This window comes from Pantoea sp. B623 (genome assembly GCF_024814475.1).
Lineage (GTDB): Bacteria > Pseudomonadota > Gammaproteobacteria > Enterobacterales > Enterobacteriaceae > Pantoea > Pantoea ananatis.
The window spans coordinates 2,040,720-2,057,408 of sequence record NZ_JANUXM010000004.1; the positions used below are offsets into that span (position 1 = coordinate 2,040,720).

The 16,689-nt window shown below is 57.3% G+C and carries 16 protein-coding genes; 14 read left to right on the top strand and 2 right to left on the bottom strand.

What is annotated here, in order from left to right:
- Positions 1-48: 48 nt before the first annotated feature.
- Positions 49-570 carry a GNAT family N-acetyltransferase gene (locus NXS97_RS11350; protein WP_024471391.1) on the top strand — a complete coding sequence of 174 codons (522 nt, stop codon included), beginning with the start codon at positions 49-51 and terminating at the stop codon, positions 568-570.
- Between the two features lie 39 nt (positions 571-609).
- Here NXS97_RS11350 and NXS97_RS11355 read toward each other — a convergent pair whose 3' ends face one another.
- A complete protein-coding gene (locus NXS97_RS11355) occupies positions 610-1,422 on the bottom strand; it encodes an IclR family transcriptional regulator (protein ID WP_014595130.1) in 813 nt (270 codons plus the stop codon).
- Between the two features lie 318 nt (positions 1,423-1,740).
- Here NXS97_RS11355 and NXS97_RS11360 point away from each other — a divergent pair, with 318 nt between their 5' ends.
- The 13 genes from NXS97_RS11360 to NXS97_RS11420 all read left to right on the top strand — a co-directional run bounded on the left by NXS97_RS11360 (position 1,741) and on the right by NXS97_RS11420 (position 14,949).
- Positions 1,741-3,267: a sugar ABC transporter ATP-binding protein gene (locus NXS97_RS11360; RefSeq protein ID WP_029569395.1), complete on the top strand. Its 1,527-nt coding sequence runs from the start codon at positions 1,741-1,743 to the stop codon at positions 3,265-3,267.
- Between the two features lie 22 nt (positions 3,268-3,289).
- Positions 3,290-4,390 carry an ABC transporter permease gene (locus NXS97_RS11365; protein WP_116219986.1) on the top strand — a complete coding sequence of 367 codons (1,101 nt, stop codon included), beginning with the start codon at positions 3,290-3,292 and terminating at the stop codon, positions 4,388-4,390.
- Positions 4,387-5,487 carry a substrate-binding domain-containing protein gene (locus NXS97_RS11370; RefSeq protein WP_013024267.1) on the top strand — a complete coding sequence of 367 codons (1,101 nt, stop codon included), beginning with the start codon at positions 4,387-4,389 and terminating at the stop codon, positions 5,485-5,487. Before NXS97_RS11365 ends, NXS97_RS11370 begins: the two co-directional genes overlap by 4 nt.
- Before the next feature lie 14 nt (positions 5,488-5,501).
- On the top strand, positions 5,502-6,332 hold the full coding sequence (locus NXS97_RS11375) for an SMP-30/gluconolactonase/LRE family protein (protein ID WP_014595129.1): 831 nt from the start codon (positions 5,502-5,504) through the stop codon (positions 6,330-6,332).
- A 252-nt stretch (positions 6,333-6,584) separates the two neighbouring features.
- Entirely contained in the window at positions 6,585-7,583 is a 999-nt protein-coding gene (yiaK, locus tag NXS97_RS11380; RefSeq protein WP_014595128.1) for a 3-dehydro-L-gulonate 2-dehydrogenase, read from the top strand.
- A 10-nt stretch (positions 7,584-7,593) separates the two neighbouring features.
- Positions 7,594-8,061 (top strand): YhcH/YjgK/YiaL family protein, encoded by a 468-nt coding sequence (locus NXS97_RS11385; RefSeq protein ID WP_019105625.1) that lies wholly within the window; start codon positions 7,594-7,596, stop codon positions 8,059-8,061.
- Between the two features lie 15 nt (positions 8,062-8,076).
- Complete coding sequence (locus tag NXS97_RS11390) at positions 8,077-9,372, top strand: MFS transporter (protein WP_029569394.1); 1,296 nt, start codon at positions 8,077-8,079, stop codon at positions 9,370-9,372.
- Positions 9,369-10,850 (top strand): FGGY-family carbohydrate kinase, encoded by a 1,482-nt coding sequence (locus NXS97_RS11395; RefSeq protein ID WP_013024261.1) that lies wholly within the window; start codon positions 9,369-9,371, stop codon positions 10,848-10,850. Before NXS97_RS11390 ends, NXS97_RS11395 begins: the two co-directional genes overlap by 4 nt.
- Positions 10,847-11,503: a 3-keto-L-gulonate-6-phosphate decarboxylase UlaD gene (gene ulaD / locus NXS97_RS11400; protein ID WP_116219985.1), complete on the top strand. Its 657-nt coding sequence runs from the start codon at positions 10,847-10,849 to the stop codon at positions 11,501-11,503. The genes NXS97_RS11395 and ulaD overlap by 4 nt, the downstream gene beginning before the upstream one ends.
- The gene (locus NXS97_RS11405) at positions 11,500-12,360 is read left to right on the top strand and encodes an L-ribulose-5-phosphate 3-epimerase (RefSeq protein ID WP_014595123.1); all 861 of its coding nucleotides are present in this window, start codon (positions 11,500-11,502) and stop codon (positions 12,358-12,360) included. The genes ulaD and NXS97_RS11405 overlap by 4 nt, the downstream gene beginning before the upstream one ends.
- Positions 12,357-13,055 carry an L-ribulose-5-phosphate 4-epimerase gene (gene araD / locus NXS97_RS11410; RefSeq protein ID WP_072136317.1) on the top strand — a complete coding sequence of 233 codons (699 nt, stop codon included), beginning with the start codon at positions 12,357-12,359 and terminating at the stop codon, positions 13,053-13,055. The genes NXS97_RS11405 and araD overlap by 4 nt, the downstream gene beginning before the upstream one ends.
- Before the next feature lie 38 nt (positions 13,056-13,093).
- Complete coding sequence (locus NXS97_RS11415; RefSeq protein ID WP_013024257.1) at positions 13,094-13,612, top strand: DUF1440 domain-containing protein; 519 nt, start codon at positions 13,094-13,096, stop codon at positions 13,610-13,612.
- 263 nt (positions 13,613-13,875) lie between these two features.
- Complete coding sequence (locus tag NXS97_RS11420; protein WP_014606882.1) at positions 13,876-14,949, top strand: acyltransferase; 1,074 nt, start codon at positions 13,876-13,878, stop codon at positions 14,947-14,949.
- A 43-nt stretch (positions 14,950-14,992) separates the two neighbouring features.
- On the opposite strand, the gene NXS97_RS11425 is transcribed toward NXS97_RS11420, so the two are convergent.
- Complete coding sequence (locus NXS97_RS11425; protein ID WP_013024255.1) at positions 14,993-16,654, bottom strand: methyl-accepting chemotaxis protein; 1,662 nt, start codon at positions 16,652-16,654, stop codon at positions 14,993-14,995.
- Positions 16,655-16,689: the final 35 nt, after the last annotated feature.

A 16,689-nucleotide genomic window follows, 5' to 3' on the forward strand; every position in this document is an offset into this window, starting at 1 on the left:
CTGATGACAATGCCCTTTCGCGACGCTAACAGGCAGGGAGACAGTGAAATGGAAATAATACTGGCAGAAGACAGCCACGTTCCGGCAATACAACAGATTTACGCCCATCACGTATTACAGGGCACGGGCAGTTTTGAAATCGTCCCGCCCGACGAGGCAGAGATAGCCAGCCGGCTGGAAAAACTTCGCGCCGCCGGGCTGCCCTGGTTCGTCGCCCTCAGTGAAGGACAGGTTTGTGGCTACTGTTATCTGAGCTTTTACCGGCCCCGTTATGCCTATCGTTTCACCCTGGAGGATTCCCTGTATATTGCGCCCGCGTTCCAGGGAAAAGGCATTGGCAAACGCCTGCTGGCCCATGCTATTCACTGGGCTGAGTCCCGCGGCTTTCGCCAGATGGTGGGAAACGTAGGTGACAGTGCCAATGTGGCCTCTATCGCCCTGCACCGTGCCGCCGGTTTTACCGTGACCGGCACATTAACGTCGGTGGGGTTCAAGCATGGCCGCTGGCTGGATACGGTGCTGATGCAGCGCACGCTCGGTGACGGAGACAGCACGCTACCTGAAAACTAAGCCTGGCTCGGCAGGCCTGCTGTACCGAAAAGGGCGTTTTCAGGCGGTGAAGCCCAGCTCTTCTGAAATGGCCTGCGCCGTGGCAACCACCTTCGCCATCAGATGCTTCGCGCCAATCTGCTGCAGCTTGGCCGTCGGCAGGGATACCGAAACCGCATAAGGGACACGCTGCTGAATATCGAACACCGGTGCCGCAATGCAGGTGACGCCCAGTTCATTTTCTTCGCGATCCATCGCGGTGCGCTGCTGAAGAATATCGTTGAGTTCCTGCTGCATCTCGGGCAGCGTGGTAATGGTATTTTTCGTCAGTTGCTCAATGCTGTCCTGATGGTTTTGCCAGTATTGCAGCAGGTACTCTTCGCTGCCCCAGGCCAGAAAAATTTTGCCCATGGCTGAACAGTAGAGCGGCATATGCTGACCGATGTAGGCGCGGGTGCGCATCATGCCCGTAGTAGGTTCTAACTTGTTGATCAAGACAACGTGATCGTCTTCGCGGCTGGAGAAGTTCACGGTTTCACCCACGTCCAGGTTGAGTTTTTCCAGATGTGGCCCTGCAACGTGAATAATATTGAGCGACGACAGCGCCTTCTGACCGACTGAAATAAACTTGGTGGTTAAGCGGTAACTCCCGGGCGAAGGTGCCTGGGTCACGTAACCGCTGCTGTGCAGCCCCTGCAACAGGCGATGTACGGTGCTTTTGTTCATTCCAGACAGTTCAGCAAGATGGGCTAGCGGGCAACCGTTAGGATAATTACTTAACAATTCTATTAACTGCAGGCCACGAAACAGGCTTTGTGTCCCTAAGGGTTTATCGCTCTTCGTTTCCTTTGCTTTATCCACTTTCACCGCCATCCACCGACCCTCTCCATTTCTCACTTCCTGAACGCGCTAACGCATGATGTTAACTCAAGGCTTACCGACAGGGAATCTTTAGCTTTTTAGTGTGGTCGGGCGCACGCTTCTCGTCGTGACAGAAGTGCGCTGTTCATCACAAATTCAAAACAATATTTTAACTTACTGTTTCTTATAGATAAATATCCACCCTCCTTCTTTGCTTTTCCCCGGCGTCAGGAATACTATTTTTTGGAATAGTATTTCACATATTGAAATTAGCAACGAGCGGTCGCCGCTCTTGCTGCCGATACTCACCAGGCGTCACGGGAGGCAGAAATGCAACCTCATCCGGATAAACCGGTTCTTACACTCAGCCATATCACCAAACGCTTTGGCGGCAACCCCGCGGTTAATGATGTGAGTCTGGACGTCTTCCCCGGCGAGGTGGTGGCGCTACTGGGGGAAAACGGCGCAGGTAAATCCACCCTGATCAAAGTGCTGGCTGGCGTGTATACCAGCGATGAGGGCCAGATTACCTTTCAGGGAAACGTCACGGCATCCGCCGCCGCGTTGAAAACGGCAACCAGCCAGCCCATCGCGTTTATTCACCAGGACCTGGGGCTGATTGAGTGGATGACCGTGGCGGAAAATATGGCACTGGTGATGGGATTCAACCGCCGCTTTGGCCTGGTCAACTGGCGGGCGGTGCGTGAGCGGGCGCGTTCGGCGCTGGAGGAAGTCGGTATTCAGCTGGACCCCGATGCCCGCGTGTTTGAACTGTCGCGGACAGAGAAATCGCTGCTGGCCATCGCCCGTGCCGTCGCGGTCAACGCCGAAGTGCTGGTGCTGGATGAGCCCACCGCCTCGCTGCCCGCCAACGACGTGCGCCACCTGTTTGGCGTGATTGAACGCCTGAAAAGCCGCAACGTCGGCATGATTTACGTGACACATCGCCTGGATGAGGTGATCGAAATTGCCGACCGTATTTGCGTGATGCGAGACGGTAAACGCGTTGCGGAAGGCGTCACGGCAGATTACAAGCTTCACGATCTGGTGGAAATGATTGTGGGCGAGGCGCTGGAGAGTAACCAGCGCCTCGCGCTGCCCGAGGCGCGGCCGCCGGTGCTGTCGCTGAATCAGCTGTGCATTGACGAAGTCGGGCCGGTTTCTTTTAGCCTGCAGCCAGGCGAGATGCTGGCGCTGGCAGGACTGCGCGGCGCCGGTCAGGAAGAAATAGGCCGAATGCTGTTTGGCCTGAAGCAGGCCACCAGCGGACAGGTTATTTTTCGCGACAACCCCTGCCACCCACGCTCTCCCCTTGAGGCGATGGCAGCGGGCATCTCACTGGTGGCAGGCGACCGCACGGGCGAAAGTCTGGTGATGTCGATGAGCGTGCGTGAAAACCTGTTTATTAATCCCTGCGCCAGCGGTCATCGGCTGATATCGCACTATGGTCGCCGCGCCGAGGTAGGCGCCAGCTGGTGGAAAGTCCAGCTGTTCGACGTGCGTCCCAAAGACGTCAACCTGGATATCAGCGCCCTGTCCGGCGGCAACCAGCAGAAAGTGGTCATGGCCCGCTGGATGCACCTCAACGCGCCGCTACTGATTCTTGAAGATCCTACCGCTGGCGTGGATGTCGGCGCACGCGAAGAGATTTATCACCTGCTCAATAAAGCCCTCGCCGAAGGCGTGGCGGTGCTGGTGATTTCCAATGACCTTGAAGAAATTGCTCATATCTGCAACCGCGCGCTGGTGTTTAACCGGGGCCAGGTGGTGGGTGAGCTGAGAAATGAACAGGTTACGTTTGCAGGTTTACTGGAGCTGGCCTCGGCCAGTTCTGCTGCTCCATTAGCTACCGTCTGAACAGGCAGTCAGGAGAAACGAAATGTCTAAAACCTCGGTGAAGTCCACCGCGCTCGAACAACGGGTCAGCCTTGCTCAGCATGGCTTTGCGCCGTGGTCGATGCAGATCCTCACCCGCTACGGGCTACTGCTGTTATGTGTGCTGTTAGCGTTACTGTTTTCAGTTCTGTCCCCCACCTTCGCTTCGATGTTGACCGTACAGGCGATTCTGTCCAGTAAGGCAAAAATTGCGCTGCTGGCGCTGGCGGCCACCTTGCCAATGATCGTTGGCAAAATCGACCTCAACGTCGGTTTTGGCATCGTGCTGTGGCACATCCTGGCCATTACGCTGCAGGTGGAATATGGCTTTTCCTGGCAGATGGCGGTGCTGACGGTGCTGGTGTTGTCGGCCCTGTATGGCCTGCTTAACGGCATCCTGGTCGCGCTGGCAGACATTGACAGCTTCGTCGCCACGCTGGGCTCCGGGACGGTGCTGTATGCGATTGCGCTGTGGCACTCCGGCGGCCGACAAATTGTGGGTGATTTACCGGATGCGTTCAGCGCGCTGCACAGCACGGAAATCCTGGGCATTCCGATTGGCGCATTCTATGTGCTGGGCCTGGCGCTTGCGTTATGGCTGGTCACCGAGCATACGCCGCTGGGAAGATGCATGTATGCCGTGGGCGGTAATCCCGTCGCGGCACGCCTCAACGGCATCGCCGTTAATAAGTACGTCATTGGATCCTTTATCGCCTCCAGCGTCATTACCGGCTTCAGCGGCGTGCTGATTGCCGCAGAACAGGGCGTCGGCCAGGCCAGCGTCGGGATGGATTACCTGCTGCCTGCCTTAGTGGGCGCCTTTCTGGGCAGCACCACCATTCGTCCGGGACGGGTTAACGTTTGGGGCACCGTAGTGGGCATCGCCATTCTGGCTATTGGTATCGCCGGTATTCAGCAGTTTGGCGGCGCCTTCTGGGTTGAACCCTTATTTAACGGTGGCACGCTGTTGCTGTCGATTACGCTTGCCGGCTACGCCCAGCGTCGCCGTATGTTGAACCAAAAAGCTGTCGTGCGCAGTCAGAGCACGCCAGCAACAACACCTGACCCACAGCAAAAAACCATCACACCAGGGAACTCATTATGAAAAATCCGGTATTTGGTCTTTCTCTCGTTGCCATGCTGGTCGCCTCACTGCCCGCTCATGCAGACAGCTACCTGGAACAGGCCACCGCGGCCGTCGCCAAAGCCACGTCCAGCGCCACCACCTGGGACGGCCCTACCACGGGGCCGAAACTCCAGGCGAACAAGAAACTGATTTTTATCGCCTCAGATATGAAAAATGGCGGTGTACAGGGGGTTCAGCAGGGGCTGAGCGAGGCGGCGAAAGTGGCGGGCTGGAAGCTGGATACGCTGGACGGTGCGGGATCGGTGAAAGATCAGCTTGCCGCGCTGAATCAGGCTATTGCCCAGCGCCCTGACGGCATCATTATTGGCGGCTGGAACCCCAACGTCGCCAAAATGCCGCTCAAAAAAGCGGTCCAGCAAAAGATAGTGCTGATGGCCTGGCATGCGGAGCCACAGCCAGGCCCGATTAAGCAGTACGGCATTACGGATAACATTACTTCTGACTCAAATGAGGTTGCCCGCCTGGCGGCACAGTACGCGGTGGTGAAATCAGGCGGTAAAGCTCAGGTCATCATCTTTACCGACTCGCTGTACAAAATCGCGCTGGATAAAGCCAATGCGATGAAGCAGGAAATTGAAAAGTGCAGCGAGTGTAAGGTCATCGACTTTATTGACACGCCGCTGGCCGATACCTCTAACCGTATGCCGTCGCTCACCTTCAGCTTGTTACAGAAGTACGGCGACCGCTGGCAGTACTCGCTGGCGATTAACGATCTCTATTTTGACTTCATGGCACCGGCGCTGAAAACCGCAGGCAAGGGGGGCAAAAACGCGCCATACAATATCTCTGCGGGCGACGGGTCTGTCTCGGCCTTCCAGCGTATTCGCAATGGTGAAAGCCAGTCGGCAACCGTGGCAGAACCGTTAAAACTGCACGGCTGGCAGTTGCTGGATGAGTTCAACCGCGCCTTCGCTGGCCAGCCGCCTTCCGGCTATGTCACGCCTGCGCACTTAATTACTCAGGAAAATATTAGCCGGGATGGCGGACCGCAAAATAACTACGACCCCGAAAACGGTTATCAGCAGCACTATAAAACCATTTGGGGCGTGAAGTAACGGAGGCCAGCAGCATGCAGGTAGAAAAACTGTGTTCCCCTGCCATCTGGGCCGAAGGCCCGGTATGGCTGCCGCAGCACGATGCGGTGGTATTCAGCGATGTCAAAGGCAACCGCATGTACTGCTGGCAGCGCAACGGTGAGCTCAGCATCTGGCGTCATCACGCTAACTATGCCAACGGCAATGCCCGGGATGGGCAGGGACGCGTAGTCAGCTGCGAACACGGCCGCCGGGCTATCAGCCGGACCGAACTGGATGGCACGGTCAACGTGTTGATCGACAAAGTAGAGGGCAAGCGCTTTAACTCGCCCAACGATCTGGCGATCCGCGCCGATGGCACCATCTGGTTTACCGATCCGCCTTACGGGATCGTTAACGATCACGAAGGCTATCTGGCCCCGAGTCAGGTGATTGGCTGCTATCTCTACTGCTTCGATCCCGCCTCCGGGCAGCTCAGTATTGCGGCCAGCGATCTGCAACGGCCTAACGGGCTGGCGTTTTCGCCCGACGAGAGCCTGCTGTATGTTGCCGATATGTCGGTGGTGGACTTTCCAACTCTGGGGCGCCACCAGCTCCGGGTCTATCAGGTTAAAGGACGCGAGCTGTCGCCCGGCCAGTTTTTTGCCGATGTCACGCCGGGCTTCCCGGACGGATTCTGTGTCGATTCTCACGGCGACATTTACTGTAGCTGCGCAGACGGCGTGATTATTTTTAACCCTGACGGAGAGCGCAAAGGCAAAATTCCGATCCCTGAAACGGTATCCAACTGCACATTGGGTGGGCCGGATAATAATGAACTCTATATCACCGCAAACACGTCGCTCTACCGGGTAAGGCTGCCCTAAGCCGTCTGCTCAGGCAGGGATGCCGCACGCGTCAATCAGGTCAGCCTCTCTTGGGCTGACCGGCCCGCCTGTGGGCAAAATCTGGCGAATAAGCCAGAGATCACAAAAGCCGACAATAAATATAAGATACTGATTTTTATTGATTAATTTTTCAGTCATTTCTTTGACTGGCCCGGCTTTTCCCCATAGCATTTAGTTGAAATGACATTCCACATTATGAAATAAAGCGGTAACGCTGGGAGTATCAGTCGTATGAGAATCAGCTATCAGCAGTTGTATGAGGAGTTTCTCCGCGTACTTACAGGTCGTAACGTGCCTCAGGATAAAGCCGAAGCCTGCGCGCGCATGTTTACCGAAACCAGTCTCAACGGCGTGTATTCCCACGGCGTAAACCGCTTCCCGCGGTTTATTCAGCAGCTGGATGCTGGCCATATCGTGCCCGAGGCGGAACCACAAAAAGTCCTGTCGCTGGGCGCGATCGAGCAGTGGGATGCGCAGCGCGCCATCGGCAACATCACCGCGCACGGGATGATGGATCGTGCTATGGCCCTGGCATCGGATCACGGTATTGGGCTGGTGGCACTGCGTAATGCCAATCACTGGATGCGTGGCGGCAGTTATGGCTGGCAGGCAGCCGAAAAGGGCTTTGTGGGCATTTGCTGGACGAACTCCATTGCCGTGATGCCGCCCTGGGGCGCGAAAAGCGGCGCTATCGGCACCAACCCGCTGATCATCGCCGTGCCAGGCGAGCCAATCACCATGGTGGATATGTCGATGTCGATGTTCTCCTACGGCATGCTGGAAGTGAACCGTCTGGCCGGTAAGAGCCTGCCGGTCGATGGCGGATTTGATGATGAAGGCAATTACACGCGCGATCCGGCCACTCTTGAGCAGAACCGTCGCATCTTACCCATGGGTTACTGGAAAGGCTCCGCGCTGTCGGTGGTGCTGGACATGCTGGCCACCCTGCTCTCCAACGGTGCCTCCGTCACCGAAGTGACACACGACAACGGCGATGAATTCGGCATCTCGCAGGTCTTTATCGCGATTGATGTTGACCGCCTTATCGACGGTGAAACCCGCCAGCACAAGCTCGACCGCATCCGGGCATCGATTATCAACGCTGAACGGGCCGACAGCGCGCAGGCCATTCGCCTGCCCGGCGATAAGTTTCCGCCGCTGCGGGCTGAAAATCAGCGACTTGGCATTCCGGTAGATGAGCGCGTCTGGGCGCGTATCCAGGCGCTGTAAGGAGGGAATCATGATCACCGGACACATCGCGAATACCGACCCGCGTCACTATCCTCCGGCGATCGCCAAAGCGATCGCCTGCCTGACCCGCTACGACCTGCTCACCCTGGCGGCGGGACGTTATCAGGACAGTGAAACCGGCTGGGTTATGCAGGTACTGGATCTGCACACCGTTCCGGCCGAGGAGAACTACCCGGAAGCACACCGCCTGCACATTGATGTGCAGTACCTGGTTACGGGCGAAGAAGTCATCGGCGTCGCAACGCAGCCTGTGGATTTCGCGGTGCATCAGCCTTACGACCCGGAGCGCGACATTATTTTTTACCAGCACGTGCCGCATGAGACCCAGGTGCGCATGCTGCCGGGCACCTTTGCCGTGTTTTTTCCGCAGGATATCCACCGCCCAAATTGCGCGGTGGGCACGCCAGGACCGATTCGCAAAGTGGTGGTCAAGATCCCCACCTGCGATCTGGCGTAAGCAAGGAGAAAGGCCATGAGTCTGACATCAACTGCCGTTAACCGTGAAAAGATCCCTGCCCTGCGCTGGTTACGGATCATTCCGCCTGTCCTGATCACCTGCATCATTTCCTATATGGATCGGGTTAATATTGCCTTTGCCATGCCGGGCGGAATGGACGCCGAACTGGGCATCAGCGCCTCAATGGCCGGTCTGGCGGGCGGTATTTTCTTCATTGGTTACCTGTTTTTGCAGGTGCCGGGCGGCAAGCTGGCCGTCTACGGTAACGGCAAACGCTTTATTGGCTGGTCGCTGCTGGCCTGGGCAGTCATTTCGATACTGACCGGCATGGCAACCAGTCAGTACCAGCTGCTGGCACTGCGCTTTGCGTTAGGGATCGCCGAAGGCGGCATGCTGCCGGTGGTGCTGACGATGATCGGCAACTGGTTCCCGGATGCCGAGCGCGGCCGCGCCAATGCCATTGTGATCATGTTTGTCCCGATCGCCGGGATCATTACCGCGCCGCTCTCCGGCTGGATCATTACCGGCTGGGACTGGCGCATGCTGTTTTATGTGGAAGGCGTGTTATCGCTGGTCGTCATGGCCCTGTGGCATTTCACCATCAGCAACCGGCCGCAGGAGGCGAAGTGGATTTCTCCGGCTGAAAAGCAGTATCTGATTACGACCCTGCACAACGAGCAACTGATGATCAAAGGGCAGAATGTGCGCAACGCTTCTCTGCTTAAGGTCATGCACGAGCCCGTGATGTGGCGGCTGATTCTGGTCAATTTCTTTTATCAGACCGGCATTTACGGCTACACCCTGTGGTTGCCCACCATTCTTAAAGAGCTGACCCACGGCAATGTCGAGCAGGTTGGTATGCTGGCCATACTTCCCTACGTCGGGGCGATCTTCGGCATGTTTCTGTTTTCTGTTCTTTCGGATGCAACCGGGCGGCGCAAGCTGTTTGTGGCGCTGCCACTGGCAGGTTTTGCGCTATGCATGGCGCTGTCGGTGTTGCTAAAAGCGCATATCTGGTGGTCCTACGCGGCGCTGGTGGGCTGTGGCGTGTTTATTCAGTCTGCAGCGGGCGTGTTCTGGAGTATTCCGCCGCGCCTGTTCAATGCCGAGGTCGCGGGCGGGGCACGCGGCCTGATCAACGCACTGGGCAACCTTGGCGGCTTCTGTGGGCCTTACATGGTCGGCGTGCTGATTGCGTTCTACAGCAAAGATGCCGGGGTTTACAGCCTTGCCATTTCGCTGGCGCTGGCTGCGCTGCTGGCAATGACCCTGCCTGCCCGCTGTGATTCTGCGAAACGGGAGGCGTTATGAAACGCTGGCTGGGACTGGACTGCGGCGGCACCTTTATTAAAGCCGGACTCTACGACAGGCAGGGCCGCGAGCTGGCCGTTGCGCGGCAAAACCTGCCGGTACAGGTACCAGAGCCGGGTTATGCCGAACGCGATATGACGCTGCTCTGGCAGCAGGCGGCAGCGGTCATTCGCGAAGTACTGACCCGCAGCGGTCAGGATGCCGCCGACGTCGCTGGATTAGGCATCTCTGCTCAGGGTAAAGGGCTGTTTCTGCTGGATAAAGATCGCAATCCTCTGGGAAATGGCATCTTATCCTCCGATCGTCGCGCCCTGAGCCTGGTGCAACAGTGGCAGCGGGAAGGCATGCCGCAAAAACTCTATCCTCTCACCCGACAGACGCTCTGGACCGGTCATCCGGTGTCGCTCCTGCGCTGGCTAAAGCAGCATCAGCCGCAGCGCTACGCCGCAATCGGCAGCGTACTGATGGCCCACGACTACCTGCGTTTCTGTCTGACCGGCGAGCTGGCCTGTGAAGAAACTAACATCTCTGAATCCAATCTGTACGACATGCAGGCGGCAGACTGGTCGCCCGCGCTGGCTGAGATGCTGGATATCAGCGAGATCGTGCCGGCGTTGCCCCCGATTGTGGCATCAACGCAGATTGCCGGCTATGTGACCGCGCAGGCTGCCGCCGCATGCGGTTTGCTGCCCGGCACGCCTGTGGTCGGGGGCCTGTTTGACGTGATGTCCACCGCGCTGTGTGCGGGACTGAATGACGCAACGCGCCTGAACGCGGTGATGGGCACCTGGTCGGTGACCAGCGGCATTACCGACTGCATTAGCGATGAAGCAGACTATCCCTACGTTTACGGTCGCTATGCCATTGAAGGCCAGTATCTTATCCACGAAGCCAGCCCGACATCGGCGGCAAACCTGGAGTGGTTCTGTGAGCAGTGGGGCATCCGCGACTACCAACAATTAAATCAGTGGGTCGAGGAGCTGGAGCCTGCCAGCAGCGCGCTGCTGTTTCTGCCTTTTCTGTACGGCACCAACGCCGGGGCCGACCTGCACGGCAGTTTCTTTGGTCTGCAGGCGGGCCATACGCGTGCCCACCTGGTGCAGGCCATCTACGAAGGCGTGGTGTTCTCCCACCTGACGCATCTCAACCGCATTCTGCAACGCTTTCCTCAGGTCACTGCCCTGCGTCTGAGCGGCGGCCCTACGCGCTCCGCGCCCTGGATGCAGATGTTTGCCGATGCCAGCGGCCTGCGCGTTGAAGTGCCGCAGATCAGCGAAAGCGGCTGTCTGGGCGCGGCGCTGGTGGCGTTGACCGGCACCGGTGCTTACACCTCGCTGCAGCAGGCCCAGCAGGCCCTGGCGCCGGATATCGTCACCTGGCTACCGGACAGCACACGGCATGCCCGTTATCAGCAGAAGTATCAGCGTTATCAGCATCTGATCCGCGTCCTGAGTGACGCACAAGGAGCCCCCTTATGAGCCTGCCTTTACTCCAGCTGGCGCTGGATCATACCGCGCTGGATGCGGCGCTGGAGACCGCACAGCAGCTGCATCAGCATGTCGATATCATCGAAGCCGGTACGTTGCTGTGCCTGAGCTGCGGAGTCGAAGCCGTGCGCCGTCTGCGCCAGCAGCATCCGCAAGAGACCCTGGTGGCCGACTATAAAGTGGCGGATGCCGGCGGCACGCTGGCAGACATGGCCTTCACGGCGGGCGCAAGCTGGATGACGGTCATCTGTGCCGCACCCTTGGCGACGTTTGCCAGCGCGCTGGACGTGGCACAGCAGCACCAGGGCGATATTCAAATCGAACTGTTTGGTCACTGGACGCTGGACGATGCCCGCCGCTGGCGGCAACTGGGGCTGAAACAGGCCATTTACCATCGGGGGCGGGATGCCCAGGCCAGCGGGCAGCAATGGAATCAGCATGACCTGGATACCATGAAAGCCCTGTCGGATTTGGGTTTTGCGCTCTCCATCACGGGCGGCATTACGCCTCAGGATCTTGCGCAATTTAAAGACGTTGACGTGAAAGCGTTTATCGCCGGGCGCGCCCTCAGCGATCCCGCCAGCGGCATTCAACGCGCAGCGGAATTCCATCAGGCCATTGCCAGCATTTGGGGAACAGTATGAAACGCCAGCATCCGTTAGGTATTTACGAGAAAGCCCTGCCCGCTAACCTCACCTGGCCTGAACGACTGGCGCTGGCAAAAGCCTGTGGCTTTGATTTTGTGGAAATGTCGGTAGACGAAACCGACGTGCGGCTGGAGCGCCTGACCTGGAGCAAAGAGCAGCGCCTGTCGCTGGTCAACGCCATGATTGAAACCGGCGTGACCATTCCCTCCATGTGCCTGTCGGCGCATCGCCGCTTTCCGTTTGGCAGTCACGATCCGGCGATCCGCCAGCGGGCAGACGATCTGATCGATCGCGCCATCCAACTGGCAAAGGACGTGGGGATCCGCACGATTCAGCTTGCCGGTTACGACGTCTATTACGAACCTCACGATGATGGCACCGTAGCGCGCTTTGCCGAAGGCTTGTCACGTGCGGTGCAACGCGCCGCCGCGGCGCAGGTGATGCTGGCGGTTGAGATCATGGATACCGAGTTTATGAACGCTATCAGCAAGTGGAAAGTCTGGGAGCAGCAGCAGGCTTCTCCATGGTTTTCCGTTTATCCGGACGTGGGCAATCTCAGCGCCTGGGGCAATGATGTCACCGCCGAACTGACCCTGGGTATTGATCGCATCGCCGCGATTCATTTAAAGGATACCCAACCCGTGACCGCAAGCTCGCCGGGCCAGTTTCGGGACGTCCCCTTTGGTCAGGGCTGCGTGGACTTTGTCGGCGTATTCCGCACGCTTAAGGCGCTGAACTATCGCGGATCGTTCCTGATTGAAATGTGGACGGAAAAAGCCGAGGAGCCGGTTGCCGAGATCGTGCAGGCCCGGCGCTGGATTGAACAGAAAATGCAGGAAGGAGGTTTAGTATGAGCATAGCCGCCATGAAAGAGCAGGTGCTGGCCGCCAACCTGGCGCTGCCGCGCCATCAGCTGGTGACCTTTACCTGGGGCAACGTCAGCGCTGTCGATCGCGCGCAGGGGCTGATGGCCATCAAACCCTCCGGCGTGGCGTACGACGGCATGACGGTGGACGACATCGTGGTCGTGGAACTGGAAAGCGGACGGGTGGTGGAAGGCAGTAAAAAACCCTCGTCGGATACCGCGACGCACCTGGCGCTCTACCGCGCCTTTGCGAATATTGGCGGCATTGTGCATACCCATTCGCGCCACGCCACCATCTGGGCGCAGGCCGGTCAGGATCTGCCCGCCTGGGGCACAACCCATGCCGACTACTTTTACGGGGCCATACCCTGCACCCGGCTGATGACGGAGGCCGAAATAGCCCACGACTATGAACACAATACCGGCGAAGTGATTATTGAAACCTTCCGCACGCGCGGCATCAGCCCGACCGCTATTCCTGCCGTGCTGGTTAACGCGCACGGGCCCTTTGCCTGGGGAAAAGACGCCGATAATGCGGTCCACAATGCGGTGGTGCTGGAAGAGATCGCCTATATGGGCATTTTCTCCCGCCAGCTGACGCCCGGTATTACCCACATGCAACAGCCCTTACTGGACAAGCACTTTCTCAGAAAGCATGGAGCAAATGCCTATTACGGGCAGTAATCCACAGTGGTTATCTTACTCAGCAGGAGCGGTTAACTATGAACAGGTCGTTTCGTCTGACGTCCCCTGCCGACCGGCATTATGGTCCGGCGCTTTGGGCGGGGTTTTGGGGCGGCAACGTTGCCAGCTTCGTAAAATGGGGAACGGAGAATCCGTTTCCGCCCAGAACGCCTGACAGGGCGATTCCCCCTGCGGAGATGCTGCAGGATATGGGGATCAACGTCAGCAACCTGGTCTATCATTATTCCGGTCACGTGGTGAACTGGGGCATTGCCGGGGTTCACCACCTGTTCTCAATCGTCTTCGCCCTGCTCTACTGCGCCATGGCCGAGATCCTCCCGGTCGTTACGCTGGGCCAGGGCGTAGCGTTTGCCCTGCTCATTACCCTGGGCTTTCACGGCGTGATCTTGCCGATGAACGGCTGGGCACCGCCCTTGTGGCACCTGCCGTTAGCGGAAATCGCCTCGGAGACGTTGGGGCATATTCTGTGGATGTGGACGATTGAGATCTTCCGGCGCGCCATGGGCGGGAGCGTCTTTCCGCGCGCGTCCGCGTAGTGCCTGTATCCCCTCAAGTCATCATATTTGTTTAAGAACCCTCTGAAATCCCAACGGCGCACTTCTGATCCTGTGCGCCTAACTCCGTCGATCGTCGCCATTTTTCGGCAAAATTAGGCTATCAGGCAAAACCCTTTTTTCCTGGCTGCTAAATGGCGGTTGATAATCGTTAAGGCATTTTTACAATACGGCCTACGCTTAACCCTAACCGGTTCGTTCAGGCGAACGCCGTGATTGAGTAAACTGACAGGCCTGTAACGCTCATGAAAATCGTCTCAATCCAGTATCTGCGCGGCCTGGCTGCGCTACTTGTGGTGCTGGCGCACAACTCATCGCTGTTAGAAAGTCACTGGACCCGGCACATCCCCGGCGCGCTGGGCGTGGACGTATTCTTTATTATCAGCGGCTTCATCATGACTTTTATTACGCATCAGTTTAACGAAGCGCCGACGTCGTTCATGGTGAAACGCTTTTTCCGCATCTGGCCGGTCTTCTTTGTGGTTTGGCTGCTCTCGTTCGTGGTGGTTTATCACGACCGTTCGCTTCAGGATATGTCCTGTGCGCTCTACTTCTGCCTGCAGGATTACAGCAGCCCCGGGCCGACCTTTGGATTCAGCGCATTAGGTCCGCCGTGGACGCTTTCCTATGAGATCCTGTTCTACGCCGTGTTCACCGTGGCGATGTGCATAAACTATCGCTACCGTAGCTTCCTGTGTGCACTGATTTTCCTCGCCTCCAGCGTGGGCTTTCAGCTGTATTACAACGGCAGTTTTACCTTTTCCTCTCAGGTTTCGCCTGATATGGCGGTGACGCACTGGTGGCAGGCGTGGATCAAACTTATCAGCAATACCATCTGCATGGAGTTTATCTTAGGGATGATGCTGGCTGAATTAATCGTCAGACAAAAGCTCCCTGAGCTGAATCCTCAGATGCGCAGAATACTGCAGGTGGGGCTGGTACTGGCGTTTGCGACAGCGCTGATGATTGGGCCGCAGCCGTTTGGCCTGCATGGCGGTTTCTGGCTGGCGGCGGCCATTATGAGCATCACGGTGATGCTGGGTTACCGCACGGAAAGTGGTCATAACCGCACGCTGATCTTCTTTGGCGATATCTCGTATTCGCTCTATCTCATCCACTATCCGATGATGATATTGCTGATGAACAGCCTGGCGGATAAAGCCTGGACGGACAATCTGATGATTTTCATCCTCTCCATTAGCATCAGTGTGGCGCTGGCCTCCGTGATGTTTTTCTGGATTGAAAAACCCGCCATTAAGGCAGGCAAACGCGTTGCCCGCTGGTTATCAACGCCGTTGACGCTGCACAGAAGTTCGTAACCCTTTAAAAGCAGCGGCCGCCCGGGCCACTGCTTCGCCACGATCAGAAACTCTGCCAGTTATCTTCCTGCGCACCTGCACCTGCCGCCGCAAGCTGTGGACGCTTCAGCACGGGCGCGGCCGTCACGGCGGCTAAAGGCGGCTTAGCGGCGACAACCTGAGCTGAACGGATGGTAAAGGCGGCCACCAGCTGTTGCAGCGTGGTGGACTGCTCCGTTAACGAACGCGCAGCGGCAGAAGCCTGCTCCACCAGTGCGGCGTTTTGTTGGGTTACGCTGTCCATCTGATTAACCGCTTCATGTACCTGACCAATGCCCTGCGACTGTTCGCTTGCCGCCACCGCAATCTCATCGACCAGATCGTTTACCTGACGCACGGCATCGTTCATCCGGCCCATATTTTGTCCGACTTCTTCAGCCTGAGCGGCACCGGTTTCAACGTAGCGCATGGAGGACTCGATCAGTGCTTTGATCTCACGGGCAGAAGAAGAAGAGCGCTGTGCCAGATTACGCACCTCTCCGGCGACCACGGCAAAACCGCGTCCCTGCTCACCGGCACGGGCGGCTTCAACGGCCGCATTCAGCGCCAGGATGTTGGTCTGGAAGGCAACGCCTTCAATCAATGCAATAATGTCGTTGATTTTCGCTGAACTGCTTTTGATATCGGACATGGTGCTCAGCATGGTTTTGACTTTGCCCGAGCTGTCTTCCGAGATTTCACGCGCATTTTTGGACAGCTGGCTGGCAAGGCGGGTATTTTCAGCCGTCTGACGCACGGTTTCGCTCAGTTCAGACATACTGGCCGCCGTTTCCTCCAGCGACGCTGCCTGCTCTTCGGTACGCGCCGAGAGATCGTCGTTGCCGGCTGAAATCTGGGATGAGGCAGAGCCGACAGAGTGGGATGCCTGTTCAACGGACGACAACGACTGCGCCACATTGCTGACCAGATGATTATAAGCGCTGGCCGTTAAGCCAATTTCGTCGCGACGCGACTCATCTGCGCGCAGCGTCAGATCAAGACGTTCGCTGGCGCTTTCCATGGTGGCACGAATCGCGTTGAGCTGACGACGGATGCTGAAGATGGTTTTCACCGAAAACGCGCCAAGCAGCAGGATAATCAGCAGCGAACCGCCGGACATGCCCCACAAGGTTTGTTGATAAACCTGATTGTTTTGCTGGCTGTAGGTTTTGCCAATGTCCACATTCAGTTGCAGCTGTCGCTTTAACCCCGCTATCAGATCGCGAACAGACTGACCCACACCACTGTCTCCCTGGATCGCGCCCAACGCGATAGCATCATTTTGTGCCCGTGACCCGGCAAAAAAGGTCGGCAGCCTGGCTTCCGCTTCTTTTATCTCCGCAAAGGCTTTTTCGCTCAGGGCCTTGTCTTCAGCACTGGAAAGGTCGTGATCAAAGTAATACTGGTTTTGCTTTTTCAGATCCGCAATCACGCCAGCGATATCTTTCTCAAACTGGGCCTGCTTGCGTTGATCGGTCGCACTTTGATGGCGATAAAGCAGCAGTGTCAGGGCATTGCTGCTATCGACAAGCTTATTAAGATCGGTAATAGAAGGAATTGTATTTCTCTGCACGTAATCGAAGCGTGATTGAAATCCTGTTACCACCGTGATCGCCACCATAGCCAGAACAGCCAGTGAGGCGGCAAGGAGGGAGAAGGTCAGGAAAAGTCGCTGTGTAATGGTCATTTTTTGTTCCGCCTGGTCGTTAAAACGAAAATGCT

Coding starts and splice junctions, on each gene's coding strand:
- NXS97_RS11350 (WP_024471391.1), top strand. CDS start 49: ATGGAAATAATACTGGCAGAAGACAGCCACGTTCCGGCAATACAACAG.
- NXS97_RS11355 (WP_014595130.1), bottom strand. CDS start 1,422: ATGGCGGTGAAAGTGGATAAAGCAAAGGAAACGAAGAGCGATAAACCC.
- NXS97_RS11360 (WP_029569395.1), top strand. CDS start 1,741: ATGCAACCTCATCCGGATAAACCGGTTCTTACACTCAGCCATATCACC.
- NXS97_RS11365 (WP_116219986.1), top strand. CDS start 3,290: ATGTCTAAAACCTCGGTGAAGTCCACCGCGCTCGAACAACGGGTCAGC.
- NXS97_RS11370 (WP_013024267.1), top strand. CDS start 4,387: ATGAAAAATCCGGTATTTGGTCTTTCTCTCGTTGCCATGCTGGTCGCC.
- NXS97_RS11375 (WP_014595129.1), top strand. CDS start 5,502: ATGCAGGTAGAAAAACTGTGTTCCCCTGCCATCTGGGCCGAAGGCCCG.
- yiaK (WP_014595128.1), top strand. CDS start 6,585: ATGAGAATCAGCTATCAGCAGTTGTATGAGGAGTTTCTCCGCGTACTT.
- NXS97_RS11385 (WP_019105625.1), top strand. CDS start 7,594: ATGATCACCGGACACATCGCGAATACCGACCCGCGTCACTATCCTCCG.
- NXS97_RS11390 (WP_029569394.1), top strand. CDS start 8,077: ATGAGTCTGACATCAACTGCCGTTAACCGTGAAAAGATCCCTGCCCTG.
- NXS97_RS11395 (WP_013024261.1), top strand. CDS start 9,369: ATGAAACGCTGGCTGGGACTGGACTGCGGCGGCACCTTTATTAAAGCC.
- ulaD (WP_116219985.1), top strand. CDS start 10,847: ATGAGCCTGCCTTTACTCCAGCTGGCGCTGGATCATACCGCGCTGGAT.
- NXS97_RS11405 (WP_014595123.1), top strand. CDS start 11,500: ATGAAACGCCAGCATCCGTTAGGTATTTACGAGAAAGCCCTGCCCGCT.
- araD (WP_072136317.1), top strand. CDS start 12,357: ATGAGCATAGCCGCCATGAAAGAGCAGGTGCTGGCCGCCAACCTGGCG.
- NXS97_RS11415 (WP_013024257.1), top strand. CDS start 13,094: ATGAACAGGTCGTTTCGTCTGACGTCCCCTGCCGACCGGCATTATGGT.
- NXS97_RS11420 (WP_014606882.1), top strand. CDS start 13,876: ATGAAAATCGTCTCAATCCAGTATCTGCGCGGCCTGGCTGCGCTACTT.
- NXS97_RS11425 (WP_013024255.1), bottom strand. CDS start 16,654: ATGACCATTACACAGCGACTTTTCCTGACCTTCTCCCTCCTTGCCGCC.